Origin of the sequence: Komarekiella delphini-convector SJRDD-AB1 (genome assembly GCF_014831675.1) — a bacterium.
Lineage (GTDB): Bacteria > Cyanobacteriota > Cyanobacteriia > Cyanobacteriales > Nostocaceae > Komarekiella.
The window spans coordinates 53,424-79,050 of sequence record NZ_VJXY01000032.1; the positions used below are offsets into that span (position 1 = coordinate 53,424).

A 25,627-nucleotide genomic window follows, 5' to 3' on the forward strand; every position below is an offset into this window, starting at 1 on the left:
TCATTGTTTCTAAGGTGAGAAAAATTTAGAGATGCTGATAATTTGTCTAAGTATTTTTCAAGTAATATTTGAGAGCTACAACGCTAATTTAGCTTGTACTATCGCTTCTTTTATACCTGAGTACTAGTTCTTTTGAGGTTAATCAAGTAACTTGTGTAAAGTTTATATAGATTACTTTTTAAATTTTACTATCAACAAAATTCCAGTCTATATTTTTACTAATTTCCAAAGCTGAAGCTTCTTGGGATAAATATCCTCTAGCTTATATTTTTGCCCTTTCTCTAACTTCTTTCTAATTAATTCTACAGAAAGATTGTGATTGGGAAGATATAAAAATACATCGCTAAAACTATTAGAAATTTGAGGCACATTTAGCTCGTTTACCAACTGAAGCCGTACTTTTGGAGCAAGCAGATGGCTGAGAGATAGTTCATCACCTATACCATTTAGCTGACAGGAACTAATCAAAAGTGGGTTAGTAGATTTATTGATGATCTGAACCACTTGGGGAGTATAGATGTTAAGAGACTTATTCCACCAAGTATCTGCTTGAGAACTAATTACACAGGACAGGATTCCAGCAGAGATCAACGTGACTTTGATAAGCTGCCAAAGCTTCTGATGCCATTTAACAAAGGTTGAGGTAATTTGAGTGGTCAGGAGGTAACTAACAGCTAACTGAATACCCAAATAAAAAGGAATTAGATACCGAGGGTTTACTGATCGAATCCCCCCCCAAATTAAATCGGGTATTACTAAAGGCAACACTGGAACCACAATCAACGTTAAGACAAACAACCAAATCCGTTTTGAAGCTTTGCGACAGATAAAATAAATTGAATATCCTACCAAAACTAAGATAAAAGGAATCAAAAATAGCTGCACATATTCCAATGTAGTGTTATTAAAAGTTCGCTCGAAATCGTAGTTAAAATCAACAAAAAAATAGCTAATGCTAAGAGTCCACGCTGCAATTAATTCTAAAAGAGATATTTTAGTTTCAGATGTCCAGCTTGTTGTTTCATGAATTTGGGCTAACTGAATAATAACAACTAACAACCAGGGCATAAAAGCTAAAAGCCCTATTAAAGACGCAAGTAAATAGGCAGTAACCGTCTTGCTTAATCGGAAGCTTTCAGTTGCAACTACATAAATACCATGAGCAATTGCCACAAACGCAGAAAACAGAAATGTATACAATCCCAATGCTAGGGTTGCTGCGTACATTCCCCAGCTAAACTTCGTTTTTACTCGCATTGCTCGTAGCAATGTTGCGCTTGATAGTAAAATTGTCACAGTCCACAAACTATACTGCCGCGCTTCTTGTGCGTATAGTACATGGAATGGCAATACAGCTAACAGTGCAATTGCTACCCATCCCATCAGAGATGACTTAAATAATTCCAGACATAGCCAATAGAGACAGGGGAACGCTAACAAGCTAATTAAGGCAGACAAACTCCTCGTTACTGCGACTGAATTGCCAAACCATTGCACCCAAAACCGCGCAATCACGAAATATAAAGGTGAATGCTGAGGGACTTCCACTGCCAAAGATTTAATAGTATCTATTGAAGTTCTTTCAACAGCAGAAAGCTGATATTTATGTAAATCTTCAACACCAATTTCGCGTCCATCACAAACTTGCTTGGCCGCTTCTTGTTGTGTATAGCCAGAAATCCGTAATGAGGTAAAAGTCTCATCAAACCAGTAGACTTTTCGGTCAAGATTAACGAAGCGAAAAAATACACCCAATAACAATAGAACAATGACTAAAAACTTTAACCAGACAATCTGTTTGCGACTTACCATGCTGCCTCATAACCAAACTTATCAAAAGATGATTGGAAAAAGCCTGAAACTATCTGTTTTTGTTAGTAAACATGATGATACGAAGATGAAAAATCCCAAATGTGGAGAGTTTTTTTGGGATTTTCACCCACCTTGAAAGCGCTAGTTTTAGAAAAGTTGTCTTGAAAATACTTTTTCTATCGCCAAAGCTAGGCGCAAAAGCGATACCTCGGAGAATGGTGCTCCCACCAACATCAGACCGACTGGCAACCCTGAAGAAGTGAATCCCACAGGTAGAGAAATTGCACACAATCCAAGCATGTTTGCTAAACGTGTGTTTCGTAATGACAAGAGATTCTCTGCGGTGTACTTTTGACTATTTTGTTCTAAATCATTGATAATCGGTGGTACATTTGCCACAGTTGGCATAATAACAGCAGTATAATCATTCGTTCTCTGCAAATACTGCTTTTGAAGGTCTTTTAACCCCTGGTAAACTTGTTGAGCGTCACTATCCTGAATTTTTGCTCCTATATAAAATCTATCTAGTATGTCTTGTGAAATAGAGTTAGGATGAGCTTCTAAAAATTCCAGCCAATTTTTACTTGCCTCATAGTTAACAATATTACCTTTTGTATTAATAAGTTTTAGTGCTTGTTCAAACTCTGGAATATTGCCCTTTTTAATAAGTGCCCCTTGTGCTGCAATATTTTCTATAGAAGCATCCAAAATAGCCGCAACTTCAGAATCAGCATTGTCCCAGACAATATTTGTACATACTAGTAAACTTAAACCTTTACATCCAACATCCGAAAAATCAATCTTGTTAGTCTGAGCCATTACATGGTAAAGAATAGCTGCATCTTCAACGCAACGAGTAATAAAACCAACTGTATCTAATGTTTGACTTAGAGGAATAACACCTTCTGTTGAAATTAGCCCCGCAGTTGTTTTTAAACCAACTAAATTATTCCAAGCAGCGGGTGTTCGGATTGAGCCACCCGTGTCCGTTCCCATAGCGGCACAACATAGACCTTTTGCCACAGCAATAGCTGAACCTGATGAAGACCCACCAGGAACTCTTGCTTGCTCAGAACCAAAAGGATTTATTGGTGTCCCGAATGTAGGATTAATTCCTAGACCCGAAAAAGCCAATTCCGTCATATTGGTTTTACCAAGACAAATAAAGCCAGCATCAACAGATGTTTTGTAAGCTACTGCATCTTTTTGAGCAACTCTATCCAATAGAAGCTTCAACCCTGCACTTGTTGGTTTACCTTGGATATCAAAATTGTCTTTCCATACAAGGGGAATACCATCATAAAGTGAAAGTCGTGTGTTAGTAGTCGCCCTTTTATATGCGGCATCTGCTTGTTTTTTGGCTTGTTGCTCAAAAACCTCTATAAATATTTTTTTCTTCCCTGTTTCTTGATCAATTTTAGTTAAAAAATACTCAACTAATTCGCGTGGATCTATATTGCCATTATCAATACCGTATCCAATGACTTCCATAGTTGAATTTTCCCAAACTTGATCAATCATTATTAGTTACTCCATTAATAAACTTATTGCAAAAATCGGGATTTTAAAATTTTATCTGCGTTTCTTGGAAAGCTTGAAACGCAGATAGTAGTGAGAAAATTATCTGTTTAACAGTTGATAATCTGATTTATGTAAGAGGTCTAGTAAATAGCCAATTACCAACTACCTTACCATTCCATAATTGGTTGAGGAATAGTTTTATCAGAATTATCTTTTTCCAATTCAGATACAAGTTTTATAAATCTTTTTTGCTCTTTTCTTGGTAGACTATCTAGTCTTTTGACAAATAGAGACTCGTATCTAGCCAACTCTTTTTTTAGATAGTCAGGTGCTTTCTTTCCATAGAATTTAACAAACATGCGGTAGGTGTTGTAGTGGTTTTTATCCACATCATCTTTATAATCAGTAATATCATCATAAATATCAATAAGTACCTCTAAAGGCCACATAACATCAAAACACTTTTGATCAAAAGTCTTATTAGCCACTTGTACTAAAATTCCGTGCAGAGCACGTATATCAGAAGTGCGTAGCTCAGTAGCTTTGATAATATCTTCATAAGTTACATCTTTTTGAGATATTAACTGACTTTCTAATTCAAAGTATTTTCCCAAATTTTCTAATTCTTGTTCAATTAACGGATGATATAAGTTTTTTGTTTTAAGTACATCAATGATGATTTTATGCTTTTGATTCCAAGGGTTTTTGACTTCAGAAAATAATTCTTTTTCTTGAAGGGCTTCTACTGCCTCATCAACTTCATATACTAAAGCTTCCACAAACCCTAGAACTGGATAATAAGCAAAAAAATCTTTGTATGATAGTTCATAGAGCGGAAAATAAAGCGATGTAATTAAATCTAAAATCCGGGCAGACTTGTGCATACCCCAATAAGATACATAGGGGCGCATAACAACATTGCTAGTTAAAGTGGTCATATCTTATTTACCTCTTTTGGATACTAATCTAGTGGTAGGTTGATCTTCAATTAGCTAACTCTACGTTAAGCTCAAGTTGTTGACTAATATAATCGATAGTCTGTTGTACCGTCACAAGTTTTGTAGTTGCTTGATTAGAGATTTCAATATTGAATGTTTCCTCCAAAGCAACTATTAGTTCTAACGTATCTAAAGAATCCGCTCCTAAATCTCGGGTAAAATTTGCGATCGGAGTGACTTTTTCTGGTTCAATTCCCAATTTTTCTACAACAACATTTTGGACTTTTTCAAAAACCTTTACCTTCTTCAACTGGTTAGACTGAGTTATTGTTTTAATTTCCTCCATGAGTTGAGCTAATTCTTTCAAGATCATTAAAATACGCTGGTAGCGTGGAATATCTTCCTTATTTAAAGGAAAGCCATTGCGGGCTTGCAGCCATTGCTTACAAATCTGATATCGATAACAATCAATGCGAAAGTCCCAAACTTCTGGTGATGCTGTTGCAAAGCATGGATTTTTATGACTCTGTTTATTTGTCAGAGGCTCACTATTATTTAATAAAATAGAGTTATTCATGGCCGATTAGGAAGAATTTTCAAATGTTTAGGTTGTTTTACATTAGGTCTAAAAGTAGGATTGTAATGTGCCGCGACGCCTAATGTCTAAAGTTGCACAATGGAATGCACCTCCAAAGGGATTGAAGTGTAAAAAATTGCAAGGTATTGGTTTAAATCCCCAATCTTTTAAGGCTTGAATTGTTGGTTCTTGGGATTTTTCACAGATTACCCGTTCTTCATCTAGAACCAAAACATTCATACTTAACCACATACTACAAAGAGCAGCAGTTTCACTGAATAAACCTCCTTTAACAATAACTGGTTCTGGTGCAACTAATATGTCCCAAGATTTCAAAATTGATGGCAGTTTTTTAACGTCAATATATTTTGGGTTAATCATTACTTTTCCTGGTGCAAGAGGCACAAATGTAGTGTCAATATGCATAGGTTGTTTCGAGCGTGTCTCAATAGTATGAACGCGAAAATCATTTCCCAAATGACGTTGTAACCAGTTTATTCCAGCTTCGTTAGTTACATTACTTTTAGTTACGAAAATATCTCTGCCACAGCGGACAAAATCGGCAGCATCAAAAACAACTTCAGATTCGTTAATAACATAACGCATAGATTCTCCATCTTTAGGGACAGTATAGTTTTTGTCATATAGAGAATCTAGTAGCATAGGTCTAGGAGCAGAAGTCCATTTTGCACCTTGCTCAAAATATTCTTTAAATAAAGGGTAATAAGCATGACGTTCAAAATAACGGCATCTCCAGGACATAGGTGCTTCAATAATTTCATTTCCAATGACTAAAAAACAGTCTCGTGGGCAAGCTGAGCAGTTACCTTTAGATTTCCAGTTAGGAGTAGAAAAAGTCCGACTATAGTCAGTAAAACTAGGACGCCTAACCTTCACTCCTTCTGATTCAAGAATATGAATAAACTCATCTAATTCTTTTTGTGCTGGTGCAATGCCCCATCTCTGCGACACTTTACTTCCACCAACAAAGGAAAGAACATTGTAAAGTTTCTTAGGAATTCCTCCTAACAAAGATATGTGTTTAGGTGGATGAATAGCACCTTCTAATCTACCAACAACAATTTCTTCTAATGGATCCCATTCATTATATGAATTAACAACTAAGTTATCTGTATTTGCGTTTTGAAATTCTTCTTCGTAACTCTTATTTTCAATTGCTCTATTTGTTGTTTGTATACTGCTGAGTTCCATAACTATCTGCTCCAAAATTTTTACTTTGCTTAATAATCCAGAACTTAGGCAAAATCAGGACAAAACGTAGACGCAGAGCGGCTTGCCGCAGGCTACCACAAAGGACGCATTCGCGTAGCGTCTAGTAGAGAAGAACACAAAGGAATAAGAGTTTCAGAGAGTTCTTGCGTAAGTCCTATAATCTTTGCTGACAATGTTCTTAGTTTTGACGCTCTACCAGCTTGATATATAAATCATCACAAATGCCTATGATTCTATCGTTATAGATAACTTCTGTTACGGCAATCAGGTAAGGTTCATCTGCATTAACAAGTTCTTTAACTGTTACTCGAAATTGAACCTGATTTTTTTCCCTTTTTACTTCACCACGGAACTTTGTTGAGCTTTTTAGAGAGCTAAAAAATACTGGTTTACAGTTATTAAACTTAGTATGTAAACCTAGATAGTACATGTAGAAAAACACAACTTGATAGCAGCCCTCTATCAGCATTGTTCCTGGCATCACAGGATCATTTTTAAAGTGGGCGTTAAATACCCAATGCTCAGGGTCAATATCTACTTCACCTAAAACCTGCCCTAAACCCCATGCTCCCCCTTGAGGATCAACGTGTAAGATTCGATTAATCATCAGTAGTTTATCACTGGCAAGAGCGTAGGGCTTTTGCGGTTGATAGGCATCACCAAAGCAGATATTGAAATTTCCTTTTTGCAGAGCTTGAATATCTTCGTCGTTAAACTTGGTTTTATGGCATGTCAAGGGAGGTAAAAAATTCTGTTTTACAATAGTTTGTCTTGGAGAAGCATTATAGGCGGGTAGTCCTTTGGAATTATTGATATCTGCGTCTGAAAAATAACCTGAATTGGCATTAAGTCTGACTAAGGGTCGATTTTTGTGATAGCAGATATATTCGTATTGCAAGAGCAGATTGTTTTTGGCTTTTATAAGCTTATGGATATATACTTCCCCGCGTATTGTTTCACCTGGTGGGGGAAACTCATCTAGACATTCAGACTGGCAACTTAAAGCTCGATAGCGTAATTGCCCATCAAACATCATGTCACAGCCTATGTAAGCAAGAGCCAGCAGCATTGCATGGGAAGCCTCTAAGATCATCAATCCAGACAGGGTATTATGAGCCGCATAAAACGTATCTGGAGGAATATCATATTCCCACTCGACCATGCATGGTTGCAATTTACCACGCTCAGCTGTCATCTTGGTGACTCTGCTGATGAACATAAAAGGAGGCGAAGGTGTTCTAGTACGTATGGGACGTTTATCCATTTCTTGATAATAAGACCCTAGTACATTCGAGATTTTTCCGTCTACTATTTCTGTGATTTCTGCTAAATTCCAAATTATATTTTTTGGTTCGTGAATTATTTGATTGTCGTTTGTTGGAGTGGAGGGAAGAGTTGCAATAGTTTGATGTGATGCGGCAGGAAGAAACTCTGGATCTAAGTTTTCTGATTTAGCTTTGTCTATATTGGTTGTTAAACTAGAGCTAACTTTTTCATAAAATGCGTCTTGAATTTGTAGGAACAAATTTTGTAATTTTGCGTTCCATAAGTACTGTTTTTCTAGAATAATTTGTTTGCGATCGCGCATAATAGGCTGCATCCCCATCGAATAATTATCTGATAAAGCTCTTTCTGGCGTAAGCTTTACAACTTTAGGAATTTTTACAGTGCTAAATTGTTTGATATTATCGTCACTCAGAATAAGATCTCTCATTCTGGCACTACCGTTTAGCAGGGTTTTGAACACCCCTTTTTTACTTTCTGTTTGATGAGCAAATTGAGGATTTTGCTGGATTTCTTGATAATCTCCTTCACCCAAAATTAAATGAGTGTAGGAGTAATCATTACTAATCATATTAACAGCCCCAAATCGTTTGTTTTGTTGACTGGATAACTGCCATGATTGGACAGATTGCTGTTGATAAACTGGAATAAAGCGATGATAAAGGCATAGAGATGTTTTGATAATGCTTGCCATGCCTGATAGCACAAAGCTATTACCAACATTCTCTTTAACAGAACCCACATTTGTGTGCTCAAGAGAATACAGTGTATTCAAACCTACTTTTTCATCCTTATCTTGGGCAAATATTCCACCTTCATTCAATTCTATATAACCCACTTCGTTAGGGTTGACCTCGGCTGTTGCTAAAGACTTTCGTGTTGCTTGCCACACGCAGTCAGATACAACTTCATTTCCATTTCCTTGAATAATTGCTAGGGACTCTATCGTGGCGTAAATCTTATCTTGAGACTTTTGTGCATCTTCTTTTCGCTTCAGGACGATCGCACCTGCACCTTCACCAAATGTCAGTTGAGAATTATGCTGATTAAGTTGTTTTCGCAATTCTACGTTTTCCCAACTTGCTGCTTGATCGATAGCTCCCACTACCACAGCATCTACTGTGCCAAAGTCTAGTAGAAACTTAGCTATTTCAATTGCTTTATAAACAGAACTTTCTTGAGCTGATACTGTGAAAGCTGGCCCTGTAAAATCCCAGAGAGCTGCAATTCGACTAGCTACTAAATTGCCTATTCCTCCCGTTACTCCCTCTACATAAAGGCATGGCGACATACTATCTTTCAAAACAGATTCCAGTTGATTCACTTGGTCATCTGTTAATTGAATATTGAATTTCTGGAAACATTCCCGAAGATGCCAAGGCATGTTGAGCCTAGTAATATTGCGGTGAACTGTCAGATTCATTTCTGTAGCAATGATGACAGCTGTATTGCTAAAATCTTGATGTCGAGTGAAACCAGCATCACGCAGAGCTACATCAGCAACTTTCATCATGAACAGATGATCAAATAATACCGATCCCACTTCTTTAGGAGGTATTTTGAAAGCAATACAATCAAGAGCAAACTTATCTAGATAGGCTGCTTTGGGTGGAGCTTCAGTTAATGTCTCTTCGGCTCCTGACCAGCGTTCAGATGGTAAAGATTCCATCACTTCCCGATTCTCGAAAAGTGTATTTGCAAAAGCCTCAAGTCCTTCGACAGCACCAATATGTATGTGCATACCAACAATAGCTGGAATGCTTGGTTTGCTCTGGTTTGGCTTGGGTACAAGTGAAGTTGATTGAGTAGAAGCGGGGCTATACTCTCTCAAAATTAAATGAGCATTTGTACCGCCGAAACCGAATGCATTGATACCGGCTCTTTTAGGTTTATTTGTCTGCGGCCAGGGTGTATGCTCACAGACGATACTTGCAGAGGTTATTATTCCATTTTGAGTGGCGATCGCATTCTCAACGCCAATGGTAGCAGGGATAACCCCTTCTTTCATTGCCCAGATGACTTTAATCATGCTAGCCATAGCTGAAGCCGTCAGCATGTGACCTGTATGAGCTTTATTGGCTCCCAGCAACGGGATTTTATCTTTAGTTGCAAAGAATTCTTCTATGGAATTGAGTTCTGTTTGATCTCCTAAAGAAGTTCCAGTTGCATGGCATTCTATGTAATCTACTGGTTCCGACCCCTGATAAGCTCGTTTCAGCGCCAGATGTTGTCCCTTCTTCGAGGGACTGAGGATATGTTTCCCGCCACCATCATTGGATAGACCGATGTTTTCAATTACAGCATAGATGCGATCGCCATTTTTCTCTGCATCCGAGAGCCGCTTTAAGACAAACATGCCTACTCCTTCGCCGATTTTAATCCCTTCGGATGATTGATCGAAAGGAGCGCTATTTCCTTGGTCTGGAAAAGCATTCAGCACATTAAATCCGTGAATAATATTTAGGCGTTCTGAACCGCAAACTGCGCCAGCTAGCATCATATCTACCTGACCAGTATTCAGATAATAAGAAGCTAACTCCATGACATACAATGAACTGGAACAAGCAGAATCAATTGCGTAGCGAATTCCACCTAGTCCTAAACCGCTGCAAACAATACTAGCTGGTAAGCTAGCAGTTATAGCATTATCAGGAGAAATATTTAGTCCTAATGTTGGGTCATTAAAACGAAAATCTTGATAGTTGAGAAGCTCTTTGACAAAGTACTCTAAAGTCTTTAAGTGCATTGACGAAAAAAGCTTGCTAGAGTGCTCTGTTGCAAAAGAGAGATTGCCTAGAATTAGTCCACTTTTGTTTAATACCTCTTCATTATTAAGATAACCACTGTCTCTAAGAGCTTCTCTTGCTGCATATAAAGACCAGTGAAATATCCTATCTAGAGCGATTAGCTTTTCTGGATGAACTTTATAACCATAAGGGTCAAAGTTAAAATCCCGAATATAACCGTTTTTAGTGTAGCTAATCTTGTCTGGTATTCCCCGTTTTGGACTGTGGTATATCGATGGAGATCTACCCATATCTGCGATAGTTACCTCAGAAGTGACATCATTGCCACTCATTAACATCTGCCAAAATTCTTCAGGGCTTTCTGCTCCGGGAAATAAGCAACCAATTCCAACAATGGCAATCTCATTCATTTAAGCTTACACTCCTTTTTCCCAATACAGTGCTTGGAGATTTTTCATTAAGATATAACTAACTTCAAGCCAGCGAATATATATCTCTCCATGTTCGTTGTGAACAAAAATATTAGCTGTTAGCTTGCTCTTATTAAAAGAAATAATTTCAGTTGAAACATAAAAATCTCTATTAAAATCAAGAGATTGGAATTGCTCAACTTTTTCAAATCCCATCGGTAAACAAGTATTATCCAGTTGATAATAAGCCCAGATAAGGGCACTTTGTAACTGAACATCACCCAGGTAAGGATTAAACGAATTAACAGTGAATTGTCCCTGTTGTTTTGGACTAATAGCAGGCAAATTGCAGAGGGAAGTAATTTTGCGATCGCTAATATGTAAAACTTTCTTTATGCCTTGAAAGTTTTTCCCATGAAATAAACTACTTCCTTCCTGATAAGTTGTGTAGACTTTACCATCTGATTTAATATCTAGATTCTCGTAAATAGGCATGGAACCCCATTCTTTTTCAAAAAAGAGTGTTGCACCATAATGATAAAGCGAATTATTTTTATCTTTTGGTTGGCTGCTGATTTTTACTACAAAGCTATGTCCATTATCTTCAGTATTAGCAAGGTTTATGCGAGCCAAATATTCTTCCTGATATTGTTCATCAAAAACAATTCCTTTAAGTACTTTGAAGTTCTCAATAGCTCTAATTTTATAGTTTGGCAAAACATCTTCAGAAGACTTCACCATCCAGTTAACAGCACAAGTCGCTGGTAAAACAGCATTTTTGCCAATTACATGATCTTTGATGAATGGATTACCATTTTGCCGCATAATCCGTTTACTTTCTACCACATTTATTTGTTCTATCTGGTGATTACTAGGTAAGCTTAATTTTCCACTTACAAGAATTTGTTCTACAGCATGATCTTTGCCAATTCGTAATTCATTCCGACAGAACTTAGTGCCTATATCAACAGGAATAAGATCAATATTACTTTCTTGGTAAAATTTCTTAAGTGTTGGGCTGATCATTCCCCTATCCCATGGGCCCCAATTGATTGAAACGATCCGAATCTTGGGAAAGAGATGTTTAAAAGAGTAAGCAAATTTATTTAGAACATCATTAGCCAAAGCATAGTCTGTTTGACCTGCATTTCCAAAATACCCAGAGACAGAAGAAAATAAAATAACATCCTTGAGTTTCTCTAAATTAACAATAGAGAGTAAGTTCTCTAATCCCTTAATTTTAGGTTCAAATACTCGATTAAAGTCTTCTTCTGTCTTCTTCTCAATTCGTTTGTCAGCTATATTGCCAGCCCCATGAATAATACCCGTAATATTTTTAAAATGTTCAGGCAATTTTTCAATTTGCTTTGCTAAATCAAGTTCATGAGTAACATCTACACTCAGATAAATTGCTTCTCCACCATATTGCTTTATCTGCTTTAATGAATTTCTAATATCACGTTGTGATATCAAATCATGCAAAATTCTATCGACTTCAATGGGAGTAGGTTTCTTTCCCTGTTGGATGAAATCATTAATAATCAGCTTTTTGAGTTCTTTATCATCAGTAGAGTTATTCGCCCATTTAGGCTCATGAGGTTGTAATACAGTGCGTCCTAATAAAATGAATTTAGATTTATAGGCTTTAGCAAGTTCTGTTACACAATCAGCAGTAATTCCACGTCCACCGCCACTAACCAAAAATATGCTCTGAGAATTTGGAGTTTCCTCAAGGTAATTAATGTTATGAATGCGTTCTGTGGTCAGGGTAACTCGCTCTCCTGCTTGATTACGTCCAACTTCCAATAAGCCCAAATTAGTATCAGCTATTTCCTCCATAATAATGTTTGCAGCTTCCTCAATGTTGATACTGGATTCTAAATCAATATAACGACAATAAACATTTGCCCATTCGCGATTTAATGACTTGACTAACCCTGATAAACCACCACCTATAACGGCACAGGCTTGTTTTCCAGAAGTTCCCATCTCTCCATCAAGCTTGGTAACAGTTACAAAATAAGTATTACCACGATTGTTTTCACACGCATTATTCAAAGGTAATTTGAGATATTTAGCAATTAAAAAGACTAATTTAACTGTCTCTTTGTCTTGTTCTTGAAAAAGGTCATTGGAGGACAAAACGTTTTGAGCTAATGGATGCGTGTGAATGAATCCTCCAATCAAACCAAATTTTTCTTGAATTGTCTCTAGAGTTTCTTTGAGATGCAATTCTGTTGAATTATTTAGGTCGATTACATCAATATTTGTTTGAGCAACTGATTGATGAAAAGCTGAGTAGGTAGGGAGTTTTAGGATGACTGCTTTTTGTCCCTGCTGATGTAGCTTTTCTGCTACAGCAACTCCTACTCCCTCACCTCCCTCAGTAATTAACCAGATATGACCTTCAGACAGTTGCAACTTCCGTTTATCGGGTTGGCTCAGAATTTTTTTTTAACAGCCTGTCTTTCAATACCTTGTTCTTGATCAACATTGCCATTATTTGAAGGTTGCGTTGCTTGTTTCGACAAGTGTTCTTGTAGATAATCAACAATTTTAGCCAGTGTTCGCAAGTCTCTGAATAATTCTGGATCTACATCCATATCTGGGAATTCTTCATGCATAGCAGCGAAAATCTCTAACTGCTTGATAGAGTCAATCCCCAAATCTGCTTCTAAATCCATATTTAGATCCAGCATATCGACTGGATATCCAGTTTTATCGCTAACTACCTCTAGTAATCGATTGCTGAATCCACTCAAATCAACTGAAGTAGTTGGAGCATCTTCTTGAGGATGAACTGGTGCAGAAACACTCTCTACAACATCATTAGTTGGTTCTGGCGCAACAGTTGGAATACTAAGTGCAGAAACGCTCTCTACAGCATTATTAGTTGGTTCTGAGGTGATGACAACTTGCTGCAAGAAGGAGGGTTTAGGTGGTGTTGAAACGATTGGAGGAGTGGGAGCTACAGTTTCAACAGCGTTAGTTTTAGGTACAGAACCATTAGGTTTTTTGTTAACAGGAATATAAGTCAAATCATTAGAAACAGAAGGAACTTGAGGTAATTCCTCAGTTTTTTGCGGTGTAGCTACATTGTTTGCTAATTGGTTAACAGATGAATCTAAAGAACTTTGCAATTCTTGTTTTGGAGAAAGAGGAAGTGCAGCTTGAGTTTCGGAAGTTGCAGCATTCAGTTGCTTATTTAAAGAAACATCATCTAGTTTGTTGGATATATCTGTTGGTAATTCACTTGTACGAATCAAATTTAATTGATTCTGCAAATAACCTTCATGGTTGATATTGTAATTAAGCTGATTTCTTTGCAAAATTTGCAGTATTTGGTCAAAATTATGCATTGCTTTGGGTAGCGCAGCAGAATCTTGATATTTATCAAGCATTAATGCTTGATAATCAACAATTTTAGACAGTAGATCAATATACTTGCCTTGATTTTGATTGAATTGTTGATGCACTGTACTTAAGAAGTTTTGCTCTTGAATCTGAGCCAGAATATCAGTTTGATTGATTACAGGATATGCTGCTACAGAAAGGTTTTGAAGATTACGACTATCACCGTTACCAGAATGATTATTTTTTTCCATGTTAGCTATTTGTGTTGTTGCACTCATGATTATCTCCTGATTGTTTTTGATTCTCACACTTGGGATTAGAAACGTGATGGCGCTTGCTTATTGAGAAATTCATCTAAAAGCGATGTATCTTTTTCAAAAAGTGCTTTTTCTCTGAGTTCCTTAGTTTTAGGATTGAAATAAAAGCCACCATTCAAATTGACAGCTACGCTTCTTGCAGATTTGGGTTGCTCAATAGGTTTTGGTATTTGATAAGGGTCAATATCTTGAAGCACAAGACCACCTACCAAAAGCTGAACTATAGAACGGCGAAACTCGTATTCTGAACTATTTTGGGAACGCGGATTGAGAGCGATCGCTAAATGTTCTCGACCTTTAAGGATATCGCTCACAAAGTTGGTTAGTGTGTTTTTCGGCCCAATTTCAACAAACACATAACCTCCTTGATTATATATTGTTTCTATCGCTTGTTTAAAAGCAACTGGACTTAACAAGTGAGTTGCTAGGATTTTTTTAATATCATCTGCATTGTGAGGGTAAGGTTTACTAGTTACATTGGAATAAACAGGAATAGAAGGCGTTTTAAAGTTGGTTTGAGAAATTTCTCTAGCAAAAGGTTCAGCAGCATGTCTGACAAAATTCGTATGATACGCATTATCAACAGCCAGAAGAGTAGATTGAACTCCCTGCTTTTGTAATGTGTGGTACAACGTCTTGATTGATTGTTCTGCTCCGCCTAAAACTATCTGAGAATTGGAATTATAGTTGGTGATTTTGACATCAGAGTAATTAGCAATTAAAGCATTGACATCTACTTCATAAGCATTAACTGCTAGCATTGAACCCCTCTCTTTGACTGAGGAGTTTTCTGCCCTCATGGCGTGTCCTCTAGCTATGGCAAGTTGATAAAAATCTTGATCGCTGAGAACACCTGATGCCCAGAGAGCAGTAATTTCACCAAAACTATGCCCAATCACAAAGTCAGGTTTAAATCCAGCTTTTTGAAGTATTTTGTAAATTCCTACACTGATAGCTCCAATAGCTGGTTGTCCATGTTCAGTTTTCTGAATCTCATTTTTTTGTTTGATGATTGGATTTTCATCAAAGACCGAAGGAGGATAAATAATATCAGATAGAATAGACTGCTTCTGTTGATAGAACAGTTGATTCACCTCTGATAGAACTCTACGCATTTCTGGATAGTTTTTAGCAAAATCTATCCCCATATTCAAGTATTGTGAACCTTGTCCTGGGAATAAAGCTACAACTCTACCCTTCAAATCCATGCCAGTAGTTCGGTAGTAAATACCTTTAGGATGCTGCCAGTTATCCTTAGAGTTAGAACGAAATGTTGATAAAGATGCTTTCAATAATTCTATAGTTTGCTCTAATGATTCACTGACAAAACCAATTCTAGCTGAGTTGATCGGAATCTCTTTGTTTCTAGTATGCTTGAGGTATTGATAATAATCATTTTTGCCTGATTCCGATTTAAAAATATCTAATAAATCCTCACATTTTTTAATTAAAATGTTGCGATCGCCAGCATGTATGATCACAATATCAGGAACATTATGCATCCTATATACAGCATCGTGTTCTTGCTGATATTCTTCCACAATTACATGAAAGTTAGTACCTCCAAAACCAAAAGAACTAATTGCCGCCCGACGCTTAGAACCGTCAATAGGTTGAATCCAAGGTCTGGCTTCAGTATTTAAATAAAAACTACTGTTTTCTAGATCAAATTTGGGGTTTGGTTGAACAACATTAATTGTCGGAGGTAATATTTTATGATAAAGAGCCAAAGTTGTCTTAATTAAAGCAGCAGAACCAGCAGCAGTTCGGGTATGTCCAATCTGAGATTTTACGCTACCTAAAGCTACAGAGTAATTTGGAACTTGATTTTGCTTATATACATGACTAATACTTTGAAATTCACATATATCTCCAGCAACCGTTCCTGTTCCATGTGCTTCAACTAATTGAATTTGTTTAGGGCTGATTCCCGCTTTCTCATAAGCTCTATCTAAAGCTTTTACTTGCCCTTCAAACCTGGGAGCATAGATACTTTTTGCACGTCCATCGCTGGAAGTACCTATACCTTTAATTACACCATAAATTTTGTTATTATCTCTTTCCGCGTCTTCCAAACGTTTCAAAACTACCATCCCTACGCCATCACCGAGAACAATGCCATCAGATGATGCATCAAAAGGACGAGAACGGCCTTCTCTAGAAAGTGCTGGTGTTTTACTAAAACACATATAGGCGAAGATGGAATTATCAACATTAACTCCACCAGTTAATACTGCATCACAACTACCATCAGCTAACTCTGCGATCGCCATCTTGATTGCTGCTAAGCTACTAGCACAGGCTGCATCAATAGTGCAATTTGTCCCTCCCAAATCAAAGTGGCTAGTAATCCGACCGGCTACTACATTGCTTAGCAAACCAGGAAAACTACTTTCTCGCCAGCCTGCATATAAATCTTTCAATTTATCTACGATTGCAGTGACCATTTCATCAGGAAAACCAAAGTTTTTGATGACCTTTTCCCACTGGGGAGAATTATTTCTCGTCGTCAATGGAAAAGCAGTATTACCACACCCTCCAACTCCCAGAATAACTCCTGTTCTGTCACGAATTGCAGCCGTAGATTCATCTCGGTTATAACCAGCATCCGCTAAAGCCTGTTTAGCTATTAGCAATGCCATCAATTGTGTAGTACTAATTGACTCTAAGTTGATTGGTGGAATGCCAAATTCCATCGGATCAAATTTTACTTCTGGAATGAAAGCCCCGATTTTACTATATGTTTTATCAGGAGCAGAGGGATCTGAATCAAAATACTCATCAATACTCCAGTAACCTTCAAAACTTGGATCTTCATCAACTATTTCTTTAATGCAATTTTTTCTATTTAGAATATTGTCCCAAAAATCTCCAACTGTTTTTGCTTCCGGGAAAAGAGAACCAATGCCAACAATAGCAATAGGAGTATGATGATATATTTGCTTCATTACTATTCCTTCTTTTTATTTAATGAGTTGTTGAGATATTGTTTATTTATTTTTTGAATTTACCCAATTTAACAGTAAACAGTAAACAGTGAACAGTAAACAGTAAACAGTAAACAGTTATCAGTCAAGATAATTAAGTTTAAGTCCTACATTATACCGACGCTAACTTCCAACTGAAAACTAATAACCCAAAGCCGATTAGTAGCAGGCGCTATCTAGCGGGTTTAAATCCCCCACCATACGCCTTGATAACTATTTACTGTTTACTGTTCACTGTTTACTGTTCACTGTTAAAGATGGTTAAGCATAGGACTTGAGTTCACCACGCCTACGAACATCAAGTGTTGAACAATGGAAAGAACCTAAGAATGGATAATAATCTTCAAACTCACATACGATGGGTTTAAATCCCCAATCTTTTAGTGCTTTAATCATGTACTCTTGAGATTTTTCGACGACAACTCTTTCTTCGTCTATACTCAGTACGTTCATGTTTACCCAATGGCTGATAACATTTGTTCCATAAAGTGTCTTGGGAGTTCTGTTAGGCTCAGGTGCAATCAATATATCCCAAGATTTTAAGAAGTCAGGAAGTTTATTAACATCTAAGTTAACTGGATTTACTAATACCTTCCCTGGAGCAAGAGGAACCAAGGTTGTATCAATGTGTAATGCTTGTGGACAAAGGGAATCTACTACATGTATGCGGTAATCATCACCTAGATGACGTTGCAACCAATCTATACCAAAGCTATTGGTAACATGACTCTTCTGTACAACAATATCCCGACCAAAGCGCACAAAGTCCGCTGCATCAAAAGTAGGCTCAAACTCGTTGATTACATAGCGCATTTTTTCGCCAGGAGCCGGGAATTTGTAATCTTGGTCATAAAGTTCATCAAGTAGTTGTGGTTTAGGAACCGCAGTCCACTTAGCTCCTCCTTTAAAGTACTCTTTGAGTAGGGAACGATAAGCCCAAGCTTCAAAATAACGACCCCTATCGGCCATAGGAGCCTCAATAATTTCATTTCCAATAACTATGAATACGTCACGAGGATTTGCAGAACAGAAGCCATTGAGAATTTTCCAAGCAGGTGTGTTGAAGGATGCAGAATGGTTGAACAAATCAGGACGACGTACGACAACTCCTTCAGATTCGAGAATATGGACGAATTGTTTGAGGTTATTGGTAGCAGCTTCAACCATTCTCTTTGGATAAGGAAGCCGATATTGCTCTATCTGCTTGCTCATTTCATTCACTTCTTTATCCTGACCACCAGGTATCGTCACCTTATAGATAGTATGCCAGGATGGAACCATCGCCCCATCAACAACACCGACGATAACTTCTTCGAGGAGATCCCATTCATTGTAAGAACATACAGGAGATGTTTTATTAGTTTGAGCTGTAGTTGTAGCTGTATCCAAAGTACTCAAATTGTTTGTCATCGGTTTTCTCTTGAAATTAATAAGTAGTGCTGGAAATCTGTTACTCAACTATTCTGATTCTGTGCTTGATGAGATACTACGACCTTTCCCGATATCTACCCTATGCTGAAGATTAATATTTGATAGTCGCTAGGGGAGACTGGTTAGCCGGAGAGGCTATAAAGCCTTTTTCTACACAATATTTCAAGTAAGTTGAGAGTAAATCAGTATCAACTTTGTGGCAGAAAATATTAGCCTTTGAAAGAAATTCTTCTGCATTTGATGTGTCAATTATCACTGAAGTATCTATCAAATCTGGAGATAATTCTGAACCTGTGATCAGATCCGAAAATAGCAAGAGGTTAACAAAAGAAGAACTGTAAACCTTCCCTTCTTTGAAGACAGCATTATCTCTAAATAGAGATATATATTTTTCATAGGGAAGTATTTTGACTCTGTAGCCAACATCCACAATCAGATTGACAAAATCGTAAAATGATTTGCAATCTGGGTTAATAATGTGAAAAGTTTTACCGTAAGCCTCTGGATTAAGCGCTAAGTGAAGCGAAGATTCTGCCGCATAATCAACTGGCGTAATGTAAAAATAATCTTTTAAGAAAAAGAATAGCCCTGTGTCAACAATGGATTTGATAATACCATAATATATGCCTTTAATAGTTGTACCTGTAAGCGGATAGCAACCAGTTTTACTATCACCGAGAATATCGCCAAGTCTGACAATTACCCATTTGAGTCCTCGTTTTCCAGCCTCATGAATTCGCTGCTCTGCTTGCAGTTTAGTGTGTTCATAATTTTGATTATCAAAAGTCTGCCCAATATCCAGGTCGCTTTCTTTGAATACTAAACCTGGCTCCATAGTTTTACTACCTATAACACTATAGCTAGATGTATGAAGCATAGGAATTTTACCAGCTAAGCAAAATTCAATAACTTCTGAAGTGCCTTTGAGATTGACCTCAGCTAATTTTTCAAAACTAGCTACCATGTTAACGTTTGCAGCTACGTGAAAAACTTGATCAATCTTCTGGACAAGTTGAGAATAATCTTCAGTTGTTAACCCAAAGTGTTTATTGGTAATATCTCCAATTATAACATGAGTTCTTGATTCAAACTGGGAAAATATTTGATGTTGTGGATCGTAAACTGCAAGAATATCAACAATTCTTTGTTTAGCTTTTTGGATATTATCTGCTCTGACCAAGCAATATACATTTGCTTGTGTAGAAGCCAGGATTTCATATAGTAGTCTTCCCCCTACTACTCCTGTTACGCCTGTGATGAAAATGTTTTTGCAATCTATAAGATTCATAATCAATATTTAACTCAAATGTATACTTTCTAAAGTGCCGATGTTCAAACCACCGTCTAACTCAAATATTGCTCCGTTGAGATAATCTGTTTTACATGTGGCTAAAAATAGAACGACTTCAGCCACATCTTCAGAATTGCCAAAACGACCAGCAGGAATATAATCCAGCACTATCTTTTTTTTCATAGAAACAGAACGTTCGTCTTCCTCAGCCCGTTCCAACATATTGGTTTGAAAGATCCCAGGAGCGATCGCATTCACACACACGCCATAAGAACCTAGTTCCCTGGCCCAAGATTTAGAAGCGGCAATCATCCCAGCCTTGGAAGCAGAATAAGCAGAAGCAAAGGACGCTCCCCAAGTACCTGCCATCGAAGAAATATTAATAACACGTCCACTTTTTCTTTTAACCATGAACTTAGAGAAAAAGCTGGTGCAATTATAAGTTCCTATCAGATTGGTATCGATTATTTGCCGCGCTTTATCATGATATTCTGTCAATAAAACTGGAGTACGCCCAAAAATACCTGCATTGTTAACCAGAACAAAAATCTTATCCCCAAATAAATTAGTAATCTGCTCCCCAGCTTTTTGAACGCTTTGCAAATTACATATATCCATACCAAATAAGCCTAGTTTTTCCGAAGCTCCTACATAAGTCTGTAAGCTTTCTAACTTGTCTTCAGAAATATCTGTTGCTGCTACATAAAATCCTGCTGCCAACAATTGCAGAACAATTTGTTGTCCAAATCCCCCAGCTGCTCCGGTAACGACTGCTACTCTATCTTGATTAATCATTTGATAGTTACTGTCCATTTGATTAAGTTCAAAATATATTACTAATTTCTATATAAATCCTCAGTCATCTGTTTTTTGAAAGTCTTAGTAGTTCGTTAAATCAAAAATAGAGCTTTCACAAATAAAGTCAGACTGTTATATAAGCTCATTTATCCCTTATTTATCCCACCGTCTAAATCGAGTATTGCTCCGTTAAGATAATCAGTTTTACATGTGGCTAAAAATAGAACGACTTCAGCCACATCTTCAGGATTACCAAAACGACTACTGGGAATATAATCTAGCAATATCTTTCTTTTCAATGAAACAGAAGGATTTTGTTGCTCAGCACTTTCTAGGGTATTGGGATGGCAGCTACCTGGCGCGATCGCATTTACACACACACCATAAGAACCTAGTTCCCTAGCCCAAGATCTAGAAGCAGCAATCATTCCAGCCTTAGAAGCAGCATAAGCAGAGGCAAATGATGCTCCCCAAGTACCTGCAATAGAAGCAATGTTAATAATGCGTCCACTTTTCCTTTTGACCATGAACCTAGAGAAAAAACTGGTGCAATTATAAGTTCCTATCAGATTAGTATCGATAATTTCTCTGACTTGATCATGATGTTCTGACGACAAAATAGGAGTAGGTTCCAATATGTCTGCATTGTTAACTAAAACGAAAATTTGCTCTCCAAATAAATTAGTAATCTGCTCACCAGCTTTCTGAATGCTTTGCGAATTACATGCATCCATAAAAACTAAGCCGAGTCTCTCAAAAGACCCTAGATAAGTCTGCAAGTTTGCCAGCTTCTCTTCAGAAGCATCTGTTGCTGCTACATAAAATCCTGCTGCCAACAATTGCAGCACAATCTGATGTCCAAATCTGCCTGCTGCTCCAGTGACGACTGCTATTCTATCTTGACTTTTTATTTGATAGTTACTATGCATTTGATCAAATTCAAAATATGCATTGTTTACGACAATTGAGAAGCCATTTATTCAAAGATTATCTCTCAAAGCAATTAAAGTTATGTTTGCTATAGAGAAGAAAAAGGAGAAGATGAGGATTTCATTAGTTGCTTTTTTATGCTTACCAACGCAAACCTCATCTTGTCCTAAGAATCACTTCAAGAAAGTCAAGGTAATGAAAATTTTTTGAATGGTGCGTTATACTGTTGCACTTCTTACCTTATGCACTAAAGCGTATAAATGGCTTTAGTCTTGCCAATTATTCGTATTTTTGTCAAAGCTTACAAAAATTCGTTAATTCTGGCAATATCAGTCATAACTTCACCTATCCTCTCTCTAAAGAAAGTTACATCAGAATCATCCATGAGCAGATTACTAAAAAACCTAGAAACTGGGGAGAATTGGATGCCATAATTCCTAGCAAGCCGTGTAATTAAGATATCTCGCAGTTTGGTAGTTTCGTTGTAACCTTCTGCTTTAGTAAGTGGTGCTGACTCAGAATGGAAAACTAAAACACCAGGTACACCTTGAGCTACCATTGGTATTCCAACATTTTTTGCCGCGTCCACAAGAGACTGACCTATTTGCGTCAGGTAATTCGCCATTCTCTCATAACACGATGGGTCGTTTTCCAGCAACTCAATGGTTGCTAGTACAGCAGCTAATCCAAGTGGATAACCGTTGAATGTTCCGGCGTGGATAACTTTATTATCCGTATAGAGTTGCATAATTTCCTTCTTGCCGACAATGGCAGACATTGGTAGAGCACCTCCACCCATTGCCTTGGCAAAAACAGTAATATCAGGTGTTACACCTAACAGGGATTGTGCCCCGCCCAGAGCAACTCTAAAACCGGTAATCACTTCATCAAAGATAAGTGCTATATGATATTGATCGCAGAGTTCTCTGACCTTCTCTAAATATCCTGGTGCGGGTACTATTCCGCCTCCATTGATACAGATAGGCTCCATCAGAATAATGCCAATTTCATCACTACGATATAGCAATAGCTTTTCTAAAGCATCGATATTATTCCAAGGGATAAGGAAAGACTGCTCCTCCAAAATGTTAGGAGCACGTCCATCAGTACCCATGTAATCTCCTTCATATTCAATAGGAACAGGATACTCAGAAGATGTTGGCTTACCACCCATAATATTATCTGCATTACCGTGATAATGCCCTTGGAACCGGACAAATTTAGGCTTACCTGTATAGGCTCTGGCAAGCCTAATAGCATTTTGCACGGCTTCTGTGCCACTCAGCCCGAAACGTACCATTTCAGCACTAGGCACATGATGAATAATCTTTTCACAAACGCGTTCTTCCAAATCACATTGGTCTACGGAAAGTACTTTATTAATGTAGTAAATTAACTTTGCATTATATTCTTCATTTTGATGTCCGACAATTAAAGCACCAAATTTACAAAATAAATCAAGGTGTTCATTGTTATCCAAATCCCATACCCTTGAGCCTTTCCCTCTATTAAAAGGTATGATTGTATCTTTGCCTTCATACCGAAAGTTATAATGAACTCCTCCAGGTAAATATTTTTTTACCTGACTAGCTGCTTGTTGAGATTGAGGAAACTTAAGTTTTGGCATTGCTTATTACCTAACCTACTAAAATTTGAGCAAATAATTAGAAACGATTTATTTCAAAATAAGTCCCATCAAATCAAGGACTTTTGAGAAAAAGACAAGCCTTGATAATTGAATTAGTGCTGAGTTTTTTCAATTACATAAAGCCAGAAAAAGTAAGAATTATGGTGTTACTTTATAAGTTCCGTAACTATCAACATAATTTACCCCCAAACTGTTGAGTTGACGGATACGGAAGAGATAAGCAGCTCCTTTCATCAAATGGTAAGCAACATCAATAACATGACGGTTTTCTGGTTTCTCCAAGTAAGAATCCTTTACCCATTCATTGAATGCTCCCATTGCTGGGCCACACCATACTTGATAATCCATTTTTCTTTCTTGCATTCCAGCTTTAGCCCAAAAAGATGATTTTCCTAAATACCACCTAAAAATTAGGGCCATTTTTTTCTTGGGGTTTTCTGAAGCTTTCTGAATTTGACTAGGGTCACGCTCTTGGAAAAACTGAACAGTTTCATCCCACACCGTATCTAAATCTTTTTGAAACAACTGTTCTTCAATTTTTTTCCTTTCTAACGTCGGAATTTCATCGATAGAATCATATTGTCGATAAATTTCATAGAGTTTCTGGGCACGCATAGCAAAAAGTGTTCCTCTTTTGAGGACTTGTACTTTTACGCCCATTTCAAACATATCTGCGGCAGGAGCCATAGCAAAATCTACAATGTCTGCTTGGGCTAATGCGGCTTTGACAATTTCCGATGCTCCAGACTCTCTACAGGCTTGATTTACCGAACCAGTTACTATGTAGTCTGCTCCCATCGCAAAAGCAGCTAAAGCCGCTTGAGGTGTGCTTATTCCGCCTCCAGCTCCTACTCTAATGTTTTTTTCGTACTTGAATTCTTGTTGGATGCGGTTTCTAATCTCTTGAATCAAAGGCAGTAAACAAACAAGTGGTCTATTATCTGTATGTCCTGCTGAATCTGCTTCTACAGTAATATCACTAGCTACAGGAACTTTTTGAGCCAAAGCACTTTGCTCTGTAGTAATTAGACCTTTTGATACTAAATCTTGCAGTATCTTGTCTGGTGCTGGCTTCATGAAGACTTCTGCAACTTCTCTGCGAGAAATTTTAGCGATAATGTTATTTCTAGCTATAATCTCGCCATGACTACCCTGAGAGAGTCCAGCAGCACGATAATAAACGATATTAGGCGTTAAGTTCATAAAAGCAGACGCTTCTACCGTTTTTACTCCATACTTCAAATACAATTCCACACATTCTCTTTCCAAATTGGGTTCGGAAGGACTGTGAATAAGATTGAAAGCATAGGGAGCATCATGAAGAGTAGCTTGGAGGGTTGTGATAGCTTCTTCCACTCTCTTCAAAGGTAAACCTGCTGCCCCAAATGAGCTTAAATATCCTTTTCTACCTAGAGAAGTTACCAAATCAATCGAAGCAATACCATTAGCCATAGCCCCTGCTTGGTATGCATAATTTGTGCCGTGAGCTTTTTTAAAAGCATCACTACCAAGACACTCAGGATTAAAAGCTGGTATTAAACCTAAGCAATTGTAATCTCCTGTAGGCGAGATTTCTCCACCTGTTGCAAGCGCAATACTAGAACCAGTGTGCAATATATAGAATGGTGTGTCTATATCGTGTAAACAGTGCTCAATTTGCTTTGCATCTGTTTTGAGTAGATAATCTGCCCCTTTCCACTTTAAGGGCGTACAAGCAATATTTGTTTTAGGAAAAAGACCATTATCAATCATGAAGTTGCAGTTGTGTATTTGCAAGATGGCTCAGGCTAGAACAAGCACAACACTACCTTAATAAGACAATACAAAAATACTGTCAGTTATTAAGTGATATCAGCCAAATATTTGAAGCTGTGTACTATACGACGTTATTTTTCTTTCATGTCTTTTGCTACAAGTGCTAAACTTTTTATGTTCATTACAAAATTTGTTAACAGATATAATTGATACTACTTGCTCAACCATCATCGGCAAACGTTGAGGACGCTAAACTCTATGATGCTTGACATGTGGTAGTTGATTAAATGTCATAGAAGTATGATTAACCAAGTTTGAATGTCTGTATAGTTACACAAGTACCTTTTTGATTTGAACTGGTTCTGTTGCAAAAACTAATACTCGTCTGGTAAAAGTAAAACTTATGTCAATGATGTGCTCTCTGGTAACTCGTAAATGAACTCCAAACATTTATTTAAATAGCACCACTTTATCCGAAAAGCTTTAAAAGCTTGTCACAATAGAAGTTATAGAATAATTAATATAAATAAAAATATTGCTGATCTGAAAAAAGAAACAGACTTATCCGATGAGTGTAAATTCCAATGAGTCAAG

General features: G+C 37.3%; 15 protein-coding genes. All 15 read right to left on the reverse strand.

Annotated elements, in window-relative coordinates:
- Window positions 1-207: 207 nt before the first annotated feature.
- Complete coding sequence (locus FNW02_RS24380; protein ID WP_191760071.1) at window positions 208-1,812, reverse strand: glycosyltransferase family 39 protein; 1,605 nt, start codon at window positions 1,810-1,812, stop codon at window positions 208-210.
- Window positions 1,813-1,959: 147 nt separating this feature from the next.
- Window positions 1,960-3,333 carry an amidase gene (locus FNW02_RS24385; protein WP_191760072.1) on the reverse strand — a complete coding sequence of 458 codons (1,374 nt, stop codon included), beginning with the start codon at window positions 3,331-3,333 and terminating at the stop codon, window positions 1,960-1,962.
- A gap of 167 nt (window positions 3,334-3,500) precedes the next feature.
- On the reverse strand, window positions 3,501-4,271 hold the full coding sequence (locus FNW02_RS24390; RefSeq protein ID WP_191760073.1) for a hypothetical protein: 771 nt from the start codon (window positions 4,269-4,271) through the stop codon (window positions 3,501-3,503).
- A 46-nt stretch (window positions 4,272-4,317) separates the two neighbouring features.
- Window positions 4,318-4,581, reverse strand: a complete 264-nt coding sequence (gene acpP, locus FNW02_RS24395) for an acyl carrier protein (protein WP_191760092.1) — start codon at window positions 4,579-4,581, stop codon at window positions 4,318-4,320.
- A 315-nt stretch (window positions 4,582-4,896) separates the two neighbouring features.
- Complete coding sequence (locus FNW02_RS24400; protein ID WP_191760074.1) at window positions 4,897-6,060, reverse strand: amidinotransferase; 1,164 nt, start codon at window positions 6,058-6,060, stop codon at window positions 4,897-4,899.
- Window positions 6,061-6,259: 199 nt separating this feature from the next.
- Window positions 6,260-10,522, reverse strand: coding sequence for a hotdog fold thioesterase (locus tag FNW02_RS24405; RefSeq protein WP_191760075.1), 4,263 nt, complete (start codon window positions 10,520-10,522; stop codon window positions 6,260-6,262).
- Between the two features lie 6 nt (window positions 10,523-10,528).
- Complete coding sequence (locus tag FNW02_RS24410; RefSeq protein WP_191760076.1) at window positions 10,529-12,943, reverse strand: SDR family NAD(P)-dependent oxidoreductase; 2,415 nt, start codon at window positions 12,941-12,943, stop codon at window positions 10,529-10,531.
- A gap of 20 nt (window positions 12,944-12,963) precedes the next feature.
- On the reverse strand, window positions 12,964-14,154 hold the full coding sequence (locus tag FNW02_RS24415; protein WP_191760077.1) for a phosphopantetheine-binding protein: 1,191 nt from the start codon (window positions 14,152-14,154) through the stop codon (window positions 12,964-12,966).
- Window positions 14,155-14,192: 38 nt separating this feature from the next.
- Window positions 14,193-17,141: a type I polyketide synthase gene (locus FNW02_RS24420; protein ID WP_191760078.1), complete on the reverse strand. Its 2,949-nt coding sequence runs from the start codon at window positions 17,139-17,141 to the stop codon at window positions 14,193-14,195.
- Between the two features lie 300 nt (window positions 17,142-17,441).
- Window positions 17,442-18,590 (reverse strand): amidinotransferase, encoded by a 1,149-nt coding sequence (locus FNW02_RS24425; protein ID WP_225225872.1) that lies wholly within the window; start codon window positions 18,588-18,590, stop codon window positions 17,442-17,444.
- Window positions 18,591-18,702: 112 nt separating this feature from the next.
- Window positions 18,703-19,899 (reverse strand): SDR family oxidoreductase, encoded by a 1,197-nt coding sequence (locus FNW02_RS24430; RefSeq protein WP_191760079.1) that lies wholly within the window; start codon window positions 19,897-19,899, stop codon window positions 18,703-18,705.
- Between the two features lie 9 nt (window positions 19,900-19,908).
- Window positions 19,909-20,715, reverse strand: coding sequence for an SDR family NAD(P)-dependent oxidoreductase (locus FNW02_RS24435; RefSeq protein WP_225225873.1), 807 nt, complete (start codon window positions 20,713-20,715; stop codon window positions 19,909-19,911).
- Between the two features lie 131 nt (window positions 20,716-20,846).
- Window positions 20,847-21,629 carry an SDR family NAD(P)-dependent oxidoreductase gene (locus FNW02_RS24440; protein ID WP_191760080.1) on the reverse strand — a complete coding sequence of 261 codons (783 nt, stop codon included), beginning with the start codon at window positions 21,627-21,629 and terminating at the stop codon, window positions 20,847-20,849.
- 302 nt (window positions 21,630-21,931) lie between these two features.
- Window positions 21,932-23,257: an aspartate aminotransferase family protein gene (locus FNW02_RS24445; RefSeq protein WP_191760081.1), complete on the reverse strand. Its 1,326-nt coding sequence runs from the start codon at window positions 23,255-23,257 to the stop codon at window positions 21,932-21,934.
- A 159-nt stretch (window positions 23,258-23,416) separates the two neighbouring features.
- Entirely contained in the window at window positions 23,417-25,030 is a 1,614-nt protein-coding gene (locus tag FNW02_RS24450) for a PfaD family polyunsaturated fatty acid/polyketide biosynthesis protein (protein ID WP_191760082.1), read from the reverse strand.
- Window positions 25,031-25,627 lie beyond the last annotated feature (597 nt).